This window comes from Thermoanaerobacterium sp. CMT5567-10, assembly GCF_030534315.2.
Classification (GTDB): domain Bacteria; phylum Bacillota; class Thermoanaerobacteria; order Thermoanaerobacterales; family Thermoanaerobacteraceae; genus Thermoanaerobacterium.
Genome location: NZ_CP130558.2, coordinates 583,953 through 598,195 on the forward strand (window position 1 = coordinate 583,953; position 14,243 = coordinate 598,195).

Sequence of the window (14,243 nt, forward strand, 5' to 3'; positions counted from 1 at the left end):
TCTATAGTTGATATTGGCGACAGCCAAATTAAAAATAGGGGGAATTCAAATGAATGAAACAAAACAAATAATTTCGTTTGAAAAATCAGCAACAGAGTTTTTGCTATATCTGCGACAGATTCCATTTTCACAATCACGAATTAACTTATATGAAAGGGGAATTAATCAGATTTCCGAGTTCATCAAACAGTATCAGGCAACAGCATATTCAGCTGATATATGCAATAAATATATCGATGCAATACTCGATGGACGAAAATATGATTCAATCAGTCGCTTAGAAAAGGATTATATTAGGGTTGCTACAGCATTACTTCAGCATAAGACAACTGGAGCAATTTCATACAGAATTAAACGGCAGAAATATGAACTGACTGGGGAAATTGGTGATACCATCTATAAATTTGTGGAATATCGTAGAAAGAGGAACTTTTCTGAAGATACTATTGCCGGCAGCTTGATCTACTTATCGCGATTCTATGAGCATTTAAGACGTCAAGGAGTCCAAACCATTTCTGAATTGAATCAACAAGTGCTAATTTCCTTTGTAAATAGTCTTGGCTTTTATTCAAAAGCAACCATTCATTGTACATTATGCGCTTTACGAGTATTTCTGCGGTATCTTTATAATGAGCATCTTTTTGGAAAAGATCTCTCCTATCTGATTTCAAAGGATGGCTACAGAAAGGAGGCTAAGCTTCCTACAAGCTATACTAAAGAAGAAGTGGAGCATTTGCTGGCATCCGTTGATCGCGGTAATCCTAAGGGGAAACGCGACTATGTAATGTTACTTTTGGCTGCCAGATTAGGGCTTAGAGCTTCAGACATTTGCGGACTCAAGTTTGCAAACATCATATGGGATCAAAACCTTATTGTTTTGATTCAACAGAAAACTAAGAAGCGAATAGAGCTACCTATTCTTCAGGAAGTTGGAAATGCAATTATTGATTATATGAAGTATGGTAGGCCTATTTCTGACTCACCTTTTATATTCTTAAAATTGTATCCACCTTATGATAGATTGGCTGAGCCTACACTTCACAGCATAGTAAGTACCTATCTGAATAAAGCCGGAATTAAAAATATTTCCATTAAAAAGCATGGCCTTCATGCTTTACGTCACAGCCTTGCAGGAATTCTACTTGAAAAAAAGACACCTCTTCCAGTAATTTCAGAAGTTTTAGGCCATGAAAGCACAGAAAGCACTAAATCTTATCTAAGAATTGATATGCCGGCACTTCGTCAGTGTGCCTTGGAAGTGCCACCACTAAACAAGAGCTTTTATGGAACGGAGGTATCTAAATGATAGAATTCTGTGGAATTTATGCGCCTTATATCAAGGATTATATTGAATTCAAACGTAGCTTAGGTTATTGCTTTTCGATGGAATACCTTTTTAAGGATTTTGACAGTTTCACATTGGAGCAAGAATGCAGTACTGTTGGTCTGACCAAAGAGCTTTGTGATCTGTGGGGAACCAGAAGACCGAACGAGACTGAAGTTAACTGCTACAAAAGGATAAACGACATCAGGAACTTTTCTATATATCTTAATAGCCTCGGTTACAAGTCGTATGTTTCTGTTCACAATGCTAAACATCAATCTACGTTCGTTCCATACATTTTCACTAAAGCTGAGATACAGAAATTTTTCTATGCTTGTGATAGTCTTCCAATTACAGGATACTCAGTAATCACGCAAACTCTTCCTGCAGTTTTCCGTCTTATCTACGGATGTGGTCTTCGTGTAAATGAAGCACTCTTTCTTAAATGTGATGATGTTAATCTAGAAGAGCAGTACATAGTTATACGGAAGACAAAAAACGACTGTGATCGCATACTACCATTTACCGATTCTGTTGCAGATGCATTGAAGAAATACATGCAATACCGGAAACAGCTTCAATTCACAAGCGAGTATTTTTTTGTGAAAAAGGATGGCGATCAATGCTCTAGCGATTCTGTATATAGGTGGTTCCGCAGAATTCTTTACCATGCTGGGATATCACATGGAGGTAAGGGTAAAGGCCCGCGTGTTCATGATTTGCGGCATAGTTTCAGTGTACATACATTGGCTGCTATGGCAGAAAATGGCCTAGATCTATATTATTCATTGCCTATCATTTCAAAATATCTAGGACACAATTCCCTTGAGGCTACTGACAAATATGTGCGTCTGACAGCTAATATGTACCCAGGAATACTGAATAAAATGAACAGCATCTGTTCCTATGTTTTTCCGGAGGTGAATAACTATGAAACCGAATGATTTTGCTTACTACCTGACTGGGTTTTTAACCAAATACCTACCTAACGAAACCGGTGCCAGTGTAAATACAATTTCATCATACCGAGATACATTTACGTTACTTCTGGAATTCATGCGGGATAAAAAGCATGTTGCAGTTGAAAAGATAACTTTGGTTAAGATAAAGAAAGAGATCATCGAAGAATTTCTTGATTGGATTGAGATTGAAAGAAACTGTAGCACATCTACCAGAAACGTACGTTTAGCAGCATTACATTCGTTTTTTAAATATTTACAATATGAGAATCCAGACTACCTTTTGGAGTGGCAGAGGATTTTGTCTATTCCGATTAAAAAATGTGAAAAGGGAATTATGACATACATGACGGTTGATGGTATTAAACTTCTACTAGAAATGCCAGATGTAAGTACTCGAGATGGAAGGCGAGACCTTGCATTGATATCGTTGATGTATGATACCGGCGCACGTGTACAAGAAATTGTTGATCTCATTCCTTCATGCATTCGCTTTGAACATCCTTGTACGATAAAACTGACCGGTAAAGGTAACAAAGCCAGAATTGTACCTTTAATGGAAAAAGAAACACATATCCTGAAAAGGTATATGGAAGAAGAAAGACTTTTGACTCCTGCTGCTGGTCAATACCCCCTCTTCTTTAATAGACGAAAAGAGAAGCTTACACGGGCTGGCATCGGATATATTCTTGATAAATACGTAAAAATGGCTCGAAATATGAACAATGCTTTGGTTCCAGAAAAGTTTACCTGTCATTGCCTTCGTCACAGCAAAGCAATGCATTTGCTGCAAGCGGGGGTTAATTTAGTATATATTCGTGACATTCTTGGCCATTCTTCTGTACAGACAACGGAAATATATGCCCGTGCCGATTCCAAACAAAAGCGTGAAGCTATTGAGCGAGCATATACCGATGTAACACCGATAGAGTTACCTATTTGGCAGACCAACAACAATCTTCTGGAATGGTTGAAAAACTTCAATCGTTGAGCGTCTTTTGTATTGTTATGATAATGTAAAGTAAATTCACTAAGAATGTAGCGTTAATACTATATTTCACGATATTACTTTACATTATCATATACTTAGCATAACCTTTTTTATGTGAAGCTTCACATAAAAAAGGAAAAATTGAAAGGTTTTTTAGGACATTAAAAGATCAATGGATGTATGGATTTGATTGGCAGAAAATATCTTCCATAGACGAATTGAATGAGAACTTGAATAAATATATTGAAGGAATATATCATCAAACAGTACATTCATCAATAAATATGAAGCCTATAGAGAAATTCATTAAATACACAGACACGATGAAATTCATAAATTCTAAGGAAGATCTTGATAACATATTTCTCTATAGAGTCAAAAGGCGTGTAATTAAAGATGCCACAGTATCAATAGAAAAAATTAAATTTGAAGTACCAATGCAATATATCGGAGATTATGTAAATATACGATATTATCCAAAATCACTTGATAAAGCATATATTTTTAGCGAAGACGGTAAACTCTTACAAACAATACATCCAGTAAACAAAATTGATAATTCTAAGATAAGAAGAAAAGAAATAGACTTTTCTTTGTAAATGAAGAAAGAAGGAAAAACAATGTTCAATGTATATTATGGATTAACATTTAATCCATTTTCTAAAGACTGTGATGTGAAATATCACTACAAATCACAGGATTATATACAAGCAATGAGCAGATTAGAATTTTTAAAAGATAAAAAAGGATTTGGGTTAATAACAGGAGATCCTGGATCTGGTAAGTCATATACACTAAAATGTTTTGTAACTTCTTTAAATCCTAATATGTACAAGGTTGTGTACATACCAATATCAACACTTACCGTTATGGATTTTTACAGGTATTTATCCGACGGTCTAGGATTAATACCGAAGCATAGAAAATGTGATATGTTTCGCCAGATACAAGATGTAATATTAAGTTATCATTCAAAGAACATAACTCCCGTTATCATCGTTGATGAGGCCCAGTTTATAAGCAACTCAATCCTTGATGATTTGCGCATTATATTTAATTTTGACATGGACACAAAAAATTATGCATTACTTATATTATCAGGACAAACACAATTAATTATACAGTTGAATAGACAAGCACATGAAGCATTAAGGCAGCGAATAGTTTTAAATTATTCATTTAAGGGTTTAAACAAAGATGAAACAAAAGAATATATAACATCCAGATTAAAATGTGCAGGATGCAATGAAACAATATTTACTGATGACGCAATTGAATTAATATATTCAAGCACAAATGGATATTTAAGAAAAATTAATTTACTTGCAGAAATGTCAATGATATTAGGAGCTAAAGAAAGTCAAAAAACTATAAATGGTGAGCTAGTATTTAGAGCTCAAAGTGATATAAATATTACAGAATAATTGTATATATGAATGTATCTTCTTCTCCGAGGGGATAGGGAAATGCAGGGGTGCAACCTGAGCACTTCGGAGAGGGTTGGTGCCATAAAACAACTTTCTACCGGTTCAATCCGGGGGAGAAGGTACATTCAAGATGGCATTTACCCAAAAAGCGTAAAACCCAAAAATGGATATACTTGAAGACATATGTATATGATTTTAGAATTATACAATCTTGTGATTGTATAATGTGAATTTTTGAGTAAAAACAATGTTTAGTGATTGTTTAATCTTTATACTTTTTAGGATAAGTCAGCTTATTTAATCTCTATTTTTCAGGATGTGATATCTTGCTGTTTAACACCTAATTTTATCTTTACTCCTTTTTCTATCCTATCATGCCGCCCTATCTCTAATGCATCATCTACTAAATATGTATATCTTTCATCTTCTTTAGATTTGTAATATATCCTCTCATATTCAATATCCCCAAGGATTGTTGTTAATCTCTTTTTGTCTTTCCTCTCAACTACCCATTTTTCTTTCCTTCTCTTATCTTCTTTTATTATCTTATCTAATTCTTCAATTATTGCTCCTATCGATGGATTCTCTGCCCAGTTTGTCTGTTGTCTCTTTCATTCTTGCTACAAGTTCTGTAATATTCATCCCTTTGTTTAGTAAATCACTAAAAATTTTTACTACTTCCTTAGTGAAATTTAGAGCATTTTGTAGTATAATATCTTCAAAACTATTTTTTTTCACAAGAGACACCCCTTTCTGTGATATTTTGTTTCCAAATTCTATTTTATCACAGGGGTTGTCTCTTGTTTTTTTATTTAAAATATCCTACGATAATTTTACACTATGTAAAACAAGTCGAAGTGGCAATAATTAAGCAGATACTGCTTAAGGATGTAGGGAATAGGTGTGCAAGTCTTTACTGGCGTAGCACTTATTCCCTTTTTCTTAATCAATTTTTAGCTGCTATTTTTTTGCCCTTTAATGTTATAATTATGGTGAATAATTCAAAAGGAAGGATATATATGGAAACAGATAAAAAAAGTATTATACTCAATTTATACTGTGATGAAATAAAAGAATACCCTCTTAAAATACCTTTTATTAACACTTTTGAAAAATGGACATATATAGGAATGCTTATTGTACCAGAATTTATATCTGATAAGCTCTACAAAGATTTGATAAACTTACGGTGTCTTTCACAACCACCTAAACCGTGGGGTAGTTGCTCAGAGCCTTGTCCTTACCACAATTTAAATAATACAGAAATCCATTATCAAAACACGGATGATTCAATAAAATATAAGATAGCTTCCAATTGGGTAAAGTATTGGCTTGACGACAGGGAAAATATCTACTTTTACATACTCGGTATTAACCTTACAAAATTAGATCTGGATAAATTCGGCCCCAAAAAACAAAAAGATAAACACTCAACTATTTACAATAGATTTTTTAGAACTGCACTAAAAAGGGCTTTGAAAACTTATTTTAGAGATTATGATAACATAATCGTCAAAAATATTTTTCATGATAAAGGCAATGCTGAATACCATGAATATTTCCCATGGCACTCTATTTATAAGTTACAATCCGAAGAAGATAAAATTTATTTTGCCAACAACCATATAAAATTCATTAATTCCGACCACCGCAAACCCGACGGAGATCCTGTGCATTCACAGTTTATCCAATTTATTGATATAATTCTTGGATGTTTTGCAAATAGTCTTCATTTAAATGCGACCAGTAAAAATAAATATTCTCTAACAGTTAGTGCTTTTCCTATTATAAGTCGAATTATTAAAAATCCTAATAACCCTAACAGCAGATATAACTACTATAAAAGACAAATGGTACAGTTTTTCCCCAAGGAAGATTTAAAAGGTATGGATGAACAAAGCCTTGAATACAGATATAAAAAGTTAAATCAATTCTATACTAATAGAGAATTACCAATAGAAAGAAAAATAAACGGACAATTATCCATATTTGATTTTTAAAATATTACTCTTATAAACAAAATCATTTTTCTTTACATTAAGAAAGCAATAAATTACTTATTATAGGCTAAAATCTCCCATATAAAAATTATTATACAATACAAACTTCTTCTCTTATCTCATCTATTAATATGGCTTTTCCTGCAACATAAAATTTTATAAATATTCTATGCTCCTCATCAACAATCACACCTTTAGACCCATCAGTAATCTTATTTATGTAGTCAACTGATTTATTAATAATATTTTTCACCCATTGTTTTATAGTCTGTTCATCTGAAAACCCGCTTTCTCTCAAGCAGTCCTCGGCAAAAATTATTTTTCTTGGCAATTATAATCCCTCCTTACCACAACTTAACTGAATATATCAAAGACTCATTATCCTTGTAAAGATATCGTTAAAGCTTTTTTTAGTTATTTGGAAAAACTTTTTCCCTTTTTGGAACGACTTTATTTTTCACGGAAAAACCTCCGCTAAAAACAATTTCTAAACTTGATCCTTATCTCCTTTTTCCTTGCCCCTAACTATGTTAATTTAAAAAAAACCCTTTCCATTTCCCATCGCTCAAACCCGCATAAAATCTACATGGCATTTTCTGGGAGGTAATAAAGTTTTTCCGTGAAGCAGTAATATTGTATACACATAAAAAACTCATGTCAAAACCCCACCCCCCTCAACCCCTTATCCCTTCTCGCCTTGAACCTATTTTCCTATTTCTTTCCAGATAAAAAAGTCATGTCAAAAATCGCCCTATTCTCATGTATTTATCGCCTAATATTTTCCTATTTTCCCTCTCATTTTAGATAAAAAAGTCGTGTCAAGAATAGGGATAAGGTTCAAGGGAAAAGGGAAAAGTTTTAATCAATATCTTTTATCAATACTCCCTTCAAATCCTTTAAAATCAATACTTTATTCTTATCCCTTACTCCTTAACCCTAATAATCCTAACAAAAAATCATGGCTCCAATAAGGTTTTCTACCCTATTTTCACCATGACTTTTAACATGACTCTTTTATTTTTAACACGACTTTTTTATTCGTGACACGAGTTTTTTTGGGGTATACATAGTAGGGATATGTAAAAAGGGATAAGGAGCAAGGTTTTTTATTTGTTGATAGATGTTCATTTGATATTCTTAAAAAATTCATCTAAATTATACTCACGGGTTGTCCTAACTTCTGGTTTTTTCATAACAGGATTCATTAATATATCATCTTTTACAACATTATATAGTTGATTATAAACATCAATTATATGGTTATAATAATCAATCATTTCTTCTATTACTTCATCTATACTGCAAAGGGCTGTTAAATCTAATAAGTCTTTGCCATAAAATTTCTCCCCTGATAAATACTCTATATCGACTATTAAATCATCTTTATATTTCAAAATAATTTTCCCACAATCATTCCCAGTTTCCTCATCATAAAAATTAGTACATATTTCAGCCCCAAGATTTCTTTCTTTTAAATTAACATTTACTCCATTCATATTTAAATTGAAGTTGTAAGGTTCATAAAATTCCCTTAACTTAATGTTATGTCTATGTTTTAATTGATTTGCTAATTCTCTAACTGTATAAGATTTATGTTCATTGAACCTAAACTCTTTATTAAAGTTTTCAAAACTATTAGCCAACGATTTAAGTTTAATATCTTCACAATCATTAAGATATTTTAAAACTTTATCATAATCACAACTTTTTTCAGCCTTATTTACCCATCCTTTACTATTTCTAATAATATCATATTTTCTTTTATGAGTTTTCGAGTTACAGTACTTTCCGCCAGTATTGTATTCCTTCCAGATTCTATAATGAAACCAAGGTACTTGGAGTAAAATATCAAAGCAGTTATTTAAATCAATAATAGCATGTCTTGTATGTATTCTTCTAATTATGTTTAATAATCTATTATCTACATTATGATATTCTTCCTTGTTGGAATATATAAGTGATACTGCTGAGTCTCCTAAAGTTTCAATAAAATCATTAATCTTACTCACGCTTAACCTGACATCTTTATTTTCATATTCCATATAATATTCAGGACCTAATAGTTTTTTGGGTATATCCTTTAAATTCACCTTATCCCTCCAAGACCTAAATTAGTTAAAATATTTTTTATAAAAAACAAGTTAATCTTCTATAACAATACTTTTATACTTTTCTAAAATTTCGTCCTTTAACATCTTAATGAATTGATTCGATTCTTTTTGATACCTTTTCCTCAAAAAGTTATATAAAAAATTAGGTATAGGAATATTGGTTTTTCTGTATTCAAATATTTTTCTTTGTATAGCAATTGATTCATTATAAAGGTACTGATTATCCATATCTTCTAATTTCTCAGAAATGTATGTATAAACCCTATTCATTCTATCTTCTAATTCATCACAAATTTTTACTATAGCATTATTATGCTTTATTAACTTTATAATTTCAATACTTATTGGTACAGCATATATTAAATTAAAAATTGCATGTCCAGAATAATACTTTACTAACAAATAAACATATGTACTTACTGCAGTGATAATGAGAAAATATAATATCTTATTGTAATCTCTTCTAAGTTTATTTTCCCAATGGCAGTTTTCATTTTGACAAAATATCCTTGCAATTTCAATAGGTAAATTTGATACATCGCTATACCAATTATAAACAGTTTCTTTGGCATTAGGTTTAACTTTTTCATTAAATTCTTTATTGTGTTTTATTTTTAAATCTATTGCGCATCTTCTTAACTTATCTAGATTACTTATAATATCGTTATTTATTGGAAACTCAAACAAACTTCTATCAATATATTCTTGATATTCAGCAGCCATCAACTTTGTCGATACACTTCTATCATTAAGGATTTGGGATATTACTATCCATGCTACAGTTGCTACATTATAATAATAATCAAATTTACTTTTAACAATAGGTAAAAGTCCTAATATGTAAATTGCAACTCCTATCCAAAATAGCAGTAGATTAATTTTTTTTGCTTTTGAGTATAACTTCCTTTGAGTAAAAAAATATAATAAAATTTCTTCCTTATTTTGTTTTACATTAATATCATTCAAATATATCACCAGCCAGTTTACTCATTTCTTAAAAAAGCATCGACATCAGTTTTTAATATGACACTATTCTCATCTAAATCAAGAAATCTTTCCTTAATTCTATTTAATTTCTGCAAGCATGCATCATAGTTAATGTCTGATATAAGATTAATACTGTTATCCCTCATATCAGGAATTTTTTTATTTTGTACAAGCGTTATAAAATGATTCAAAATATTGATAAAATCATATTTATAATCATCATAGAAATAGTTTTTTCTTTCAAAGTCTATATGGGCTGATTCAACCGCATAAGATGATATCTTTACGTTATAACTTTCTTTAAAAATATATTTAAATAGTCTAATACTATTTTTAAATTGTTTATACTTTGAGCCAGTTTGATTAACAATTTCCTTATCAACTCTTGGATTTGTTATAATCCATCCCCCATCTGCATCCCCTTTTGGTATCGTGTAAAATATCTCGTTAGAGCCAACTTTTCTAAAAATACCTCCAGGAACAAAGTCAATGGAGATATCCTTACTTTTAATATATGCTGTAATTGCTTGTCCGTTTTTCTCACCTGGTTCACAACCATAAGGTTCTAATACTTCATCAATAATATCCTTTAACCAATTCATTATCTTCCTTGGGCTTACAGATTCAGGGTCGTTGTCTTTCCTATATTTTTGAAAGTATTTAGGGTTAGGGTCTATAATACCAATTCCTTCGCCCGTTTGAATACCTCCTTGCTTAAACACCCCACCATTCGAATCAACAATAAGCATAATATCAAATTCATCGACGTCTGAAACTTTTGTTCCTTTAAAATAACTTCCAAAAGTTAAATATTTTTGACCATTTTCTTTATATAATTGTGGACAATCTGATTTTTCCTTTATTTTTCGAATTATATTGTTTATAAGCCATTCTCTACTTTTGACTTTTGTAGTAATATCCTTCTGTGACAAAGCCAAATATTCTTTTATATATCTATTAAACTCGCTATTAATAGACATGTACTTAACCCCCTTAAATCAAAAGGTATGTAGAATACTACCTTCCAATCAAAAAATATACCTATTTTATTATTCTATACTTATCTCTATTTTCCCTTCTAAGAATGTCAGGTTTTATTAGAACTGGTTGAATTTTATCAAACTTATTTTTATATCATCAATAATACTATTAACATACTCCTTCCTAATTCCAGCCTTCCTAAGTATTCTCCATTCTTTCAACTCTTGTCCCTCTTTTTCTAACTCTTGGATAGCCCACTTTATCCGTCTAATCCTGAAATCTTTATCGCTTTCTTTAACAGAATCTAAGTAAGCCCTCGTTCTCGGAAGTTTGTCCAAATGCTTTTCCAATAAAGCCCTAATTCCTAGTTTGCCCCCTATCCTACTTATGCTAATTCGCTCAGGCTTCTCTTTTGAGTTTAACATGTCTTTTACTACGCCTTCCACCTTGGGTAGTATCTCTTTATCTCTACTATCCCAGTCTACTCGAATATACCCATTGTTTACTCTCTTTTTAGCAGGAGAGTTGTTGTTTAGCCATTCCCTGTCGTTTCTGTAGAGCCATGTAAATAAAACCTTATCCATTTGGCGCAATTCTGTTTTCCCTTTGCCTGGATTATTCTTTAGTAAACTTAACCATTCATTTCTATAGATATCCCTTTTATTGTAATCATTACCAGAAGCCCCTTTAGAATAATTGACTAAACTTTCAAAGCCTGTAATAGCGTTATAGTGATATATTTTACAGGCTCATTTAAAAAAAGATATTATTTTATATGGTCATATCCCACTACAGACTAAATAAAGATTTTAATACAAAAATATAATTTTTTACAGATTAGAACTCCCTTTTTCGATAGAATTTCAAAGAAAACACATATGAGATAATAAGTAACAAAATCATTATAGCAAATATTTCAACTGCTATCTGCATATCCGATTGGTTGCTTAAAAACTGAATAGCCCCTTGAATAAATGCTTTGTTTTTATTTTCTATCAATTCAGGCAAAAGTATTCCGCCTCCAATGAATACCCCAAAAAATAAAACAAAATTAACAATTTTAGATTTTATGTATCCCACTTTAAAAAATATAGGAAAATATATCCCACTAACTAAAATTAAAGCAAATAGAGTTCCTATAATGCCTTCAAGCGATACAGGATATACTTTAAAAGGCAGTTCCAATATTTTTATGATACCTGTGAGTAAAATATAATATACAACCGCAATTGCTGCAAAAATAAATGTTGAAATATATCTTGCAATTACTATAGTATTTCTGTTTAACGGCAGGCTGTTTAATAGAATATCTGATTTATTTTTGTCATCATAAGCACAGGCCGACTGAACCATAATATATGAAAACGCAGTAACACTTGCTGAAAACATAGGACTTCCAGATTGTTGAAAAGACAATATCATAATCAATATATAGACTATCCCCAAAAGGAAAGTCCTTTTTTGTATTAATATATCTTTTAGAATTAGATTAAACACTTTGTACCCCACTTGCATAATAGAGCATTATATCATCAAGAGACGGTTTATCAATAATAATCCTGTCTCTTAGCATCCTTTTTACCTGCTGCCTGTTTTCTGTAAGTCCCTCAAATCCAAACTGGTTTTCTTTTATTCCAATAAAATACTTCCTTACATCGGCATTAAGTATTTCTTTTGGTCCTTTGACCAATCCGTGCTTTTCAAGGATATCATCTTTGGGACAAGAAAACACAATACTTCCATTGTTGATAAATGTTATGTAATCCGCTATCTTATCCAGGTCGGATGTAATATGGGTTGAGAAAAATACGCTCTTATTTTCATCTTGTATAAGCAAGGTTAGTATATCCAACAGTTCACTCCGTATAATGGGGTCAAGCCCTGAAGTTGGCTCATCCATTATTAGCAACTCTGCATCATGCGATAATGCAACGGCAATGGAAAATTTCATTTTCATTCCTTTGGATAATTCCTTTATCTTTTTTTTAGAAGGCAGGTAAAACTCCTTAATGTATTTATTGAATAAACTATCATTCCAGTTTTTGTAGAAAGGGGCTATTACTCTTTTCATTTCCATAACAGTTAGTTCTTCATAAAAATAGTTTTCATCAAATACAAATCCGATTCTGTTTTTCACTTCTTTCTCATGCTTAATATTATCCAGTCCAAATATTTTAATTTCCCCATCATCTTTTTTAAGCAAATTCATAATAAGTTTTATGGTTGTACTCTTTCCTGCCCCATTTGGGCCAATAAAACCCATAATATATCCTTTTTCCAAAGTAAAATTTATATTTTTTAAAGTAAAATCTTTAAACTTCTTTTTTAAATTCTTTACTTCTAAAACAGGTGCCATGCTATACCTCCTCATAAAGTATTTTTAACATTTTCTGCATTTCCTCGAGAGACAACTCAATAGACCTGCCCGCATCAACTGCTTCTGCCAATTTTTCTTCAACAATTTTTAAGCGCATTTCTTTTAGCAGTTCTTTGTTTTGAGCCGCCACGAAAGAACCTTTGCCTTGTACTGTTACTATGTAGCCGTCATTCTCCAATTCTTCATATGCTTTTTTTGTGGTAATGACACTTATCTGCAGGTCTTTGGCCAGACTCCGTATAGAAGGAAGCATCTCATTCTCTGCAAGTTCTCCTCTGATAATCATATTTTTAATCTGTTTGACAATCTGTTCATAAATCGGCTCCTGTGAAGAGTTAGAAATAATAATATTCATCTATGGTCTCTTATCCCTCCCGCATATAAACTATGTATAAATATTATGGTGTATATATACATCATATACACTTATGTTATTTTTGTCAATACAAATGATAAATTAAAAATCATGTCATACTGCCAACCATCTTAAAATCTTACCTTCCTTACCTCAGCCCTATTGCTATAGTTACTTCCACATAAAAAAATGAACCCATAAAGTGTTTAACACCTATATTTTACAGGCTCATTTATAAATAATCCCATTATTTTCACTTTTGCTATCTCTTAAACAAATATTTATTTACTTGTCTGCCATGAACATGTCCAGATAAAACTAATACTTCCTTACTTATTTCACCATATAATATATAAAAAGACCGCTTGATAGAAATTAATCCTTTTTCTCAAGACCTATAAGAGAAATTAATAAGCCTGAAAGCGCTATTAAATATTCAATACCACCAAGATTAGAATTAGGGTCAAATGCAATTATTCCTCCAAATAAAGTTATATTTATTCCTAAAAGCATTACTTTAAAACCTGAAGCACCCTTCTTTAATCCATGAATAATAAAACCTACAATCAAACCTAATACAACTAAAAATATCGTTGTCAATAGAACATATTTCATTTCTCAAAAACTCCTTCCTATAATTTAATTTATAATATACTACTAGCGGGTATGAATTACTATCATAATTGCACTGAATTATTATGATATATTTTTTTAAAAAACTTAATCTTATA

At 31.4% G+C, this 14,243-nt stretch carries 15 protein-coding genes and 1 pseudogene; 6 read left to right on the forward strand and 10 right to left on the reverse strand.

From position 1 onward, the window contains the following. The first annotated feature begins 49 nt into the window (after positions 1 to 49). From Q2T46_RS03115 to Q2T46_RS03135, 5 genes are all read left to right on the forward strand, one after another. Positions 50 to 1,306, forward strand: coding sequence for a site-specific integrase (locus Q2T46_RS03115; RefSeq protein WP_303264305.1), 1,257 nt, complete (start codon positions 50 to 52; stop codon positions 1,304 to 1,306). Next, complete coding sequence (locus Q2T46_RS03120) at positions 1,303 to 2,268, forward strand: tyrosine-type recombinase/integrase (RefSeq protein WP_303264304.1); 966 nt, start codon at positions 1,303 to 1,305, stop codon at positions 2,266 to 2,268. The genes Q2T46_RS03115 and Q2T46_RS03120 overlap by 4 nt, the downstream gene beginning before the upstream one ends. Continuing rightward, positions 2,255 to 3,274 (forward strand): site-specific integrase, encoded by a 1,020-nt coding sequence (locus Q2T46_RS03125; protein ID WP_303264303.1) that lies wholly within the window; start codon positions 2,255 to 2,257, stop codon positions 3,272 to 3,274. Before Q2T46_RS03120 ends, Q2T46_RS03125 begins: the two co-directional genes overlap by 14 nt. A gap of 176 nt (positions 3,275 to 3,450) precedes the next feature. Then, on the forward strand, positions 3,451 to 3,873 hold the full coding sequence (locus Q2T46_RS03130) for a Mu transposase C-terminal domain-containing protein (RefSeq protein ID WP_303264302.1): 423 nt from the start codon (positions 3,451 to 3,453) through the stop codon (positions 3,871 to 3,873). A gap of 21 nt (positions 3,874 to 3,894) precedes the next feature. After that, complete coding sequence (locus tag Q2T46_RS03135; protein WP_013296615.1) at positions 3,895 to 4,698, forward strand: ExeA family protein; 804 nt, start codon at positions 3,895 to 3,897, stop codon at positions 4,696 to 4,698. A gap of 344 nt (positions 4,699 to 5,042) precedes the next feature. Here the strand turns inward: Q2T46_RS03135 and Q2T46_RS03140 are convergent. Then, positions 5,043 to 5,439 (reverse strand): annotated as a pseudogene (locus Q2T46_RS03140) (UPF0236 family transposase-like protein); the annotation flags it as partial. A gap of 281 nt (positions 5,440 to 5,720) precedes the next feature. On the opposite strand from Q2T46_RS03140, the gene Q2T46_RS03145 reads away from it, so the two are divergent. Continuing rightward, positions 5,721 to 6,701, forward strand: a complete 981-nt coding sequence (locus tag Q2T46_RS03145) for a hypothetical protein (RefSeq protein WP_303264301.1) — start codon at positions 5,721 to 5,723, stop codon at positions 6,699 to 6,701. Between the two features lie 91 nt (positions 6,702 to 6,792). Here Q2T46_RS03145 and Q2T46_RS03150 read toward each other — a convergent pair whose 3' ends face one another. From Q2T46_RS03150 to Q2T46_RS03190, 9 genes are all read right to left on the reverse strand, one after another. Further along, positions 6,793 to 7,032 carry a hypothetical protein gene (locus Q2T46_RS03150; RefSeq protein WP_303264300.1) on the reverse strand — a complete coding sequence of 80 codons (240 nt, stop codon included), beginning with the start codon at positions 7,030 to 7,032 and terminating at the stop codon, positions 6,793 to 6,795. Positions 7,033 to 7,825: 793 nt separating this feature from the next. Beyond that, positions 7,826 to 8,791 carry a hypothetical protein gene (locus Q2T46_RS03155; protein ID WP_303264299.1) on the reverse strand — a complete coding sequence of 322 codons (966 nt, stop codon included), beginning with the start codon at positions 8,789 to 8,791 and terminating at the stop codon, positions 7,826 to 7,828. Positions 8,792 to 8,842: 51 nt separating this feature from the next. Continuing rightward, positions 8,843 to 9,778: an S-4TM family putative pore-forming effector gene (locus tag Q2T46_RS03160; protein ID WP_311062320.1), complete on the reverse strand. Its 936-nt coding sequence runs from the start codon at positions 9,776 to 9,778 to the stop codon at positions 8,843 to 8,845. Positions 9,779 to 9,795: 17 nt separating this feature from the next. After that, on the reverse strand, positions 9,796 to 10,779 hold the full coding sequence (locus Q2T46_RS03165) for a hypothetical protein (RefSeq protein WP_303264297.1): 984 nt from the start codon (positions 10,777 to 10,779) through the stop codon (positions 9,796 to 9,798). A gap of 117 nt (positions 10,780 to 10,896) precedes the next feature. After that, entirely contained in the window at positions 10,897 to 11,520 is a 624-nt protein-coding gene (locus tag Q2T46_RS03170; RefSeq protein WP_311062404.1) for a TnsD family Tn7-like transposition protein, read from the reverse strand. 97 nt (positions 11,521 to 11,617) lie between these two features. Then, positions 11,618 to 12,289, reverse strand: coding sequence for an ABC-2 transporter permease (locus tag Q2T46_RS03175; protein ID WP_311062321.1), 672 nt, complete (start codon positions 12,287 to 12,289; stop codon positions 11,618 to 11,620). Then, entirely contained in the window at positions 12,270 to 13,136 is an 867-nt protein-coding gene (locus Q2T46_RS03180) for an ABC transporter ATP-binding protein (protein ID WP_303264295.1), read from the reverse strand. The genes Q2T46_RS03175 and Q2T46_RS03180 overlap by 20 nt, the downstream gene beginning before the upstream one ends. A gap of 1 nt (position 13,137) precedes the next feature. Then, entirely contained in the window at positions 13,138 to 13,512 is a 375-nt protein-coding gene (locus Q2T46_RS03185; RefSeq protein WP_096231806.1) for a GntR family transcriptional regulator, read from the reverse strand. Between the two features lie 375 nt (positions 13,513 to 13,887). Beyond that, positions 13,888 to 14,127 carry a hypothetical protein gene (locus Q2T46_RS03190; protein WP_303264294.1) on the reverse strand — a complete coding sequence of 80 codons (240 nt, stop codon included), beginning with the start codon at positions 14,125 to 14,127 and terminating at the stop codon, positions 13,888 to 13,890. Positions 14,128 to 14,243 lie beyond the last annotated feature (116 nt).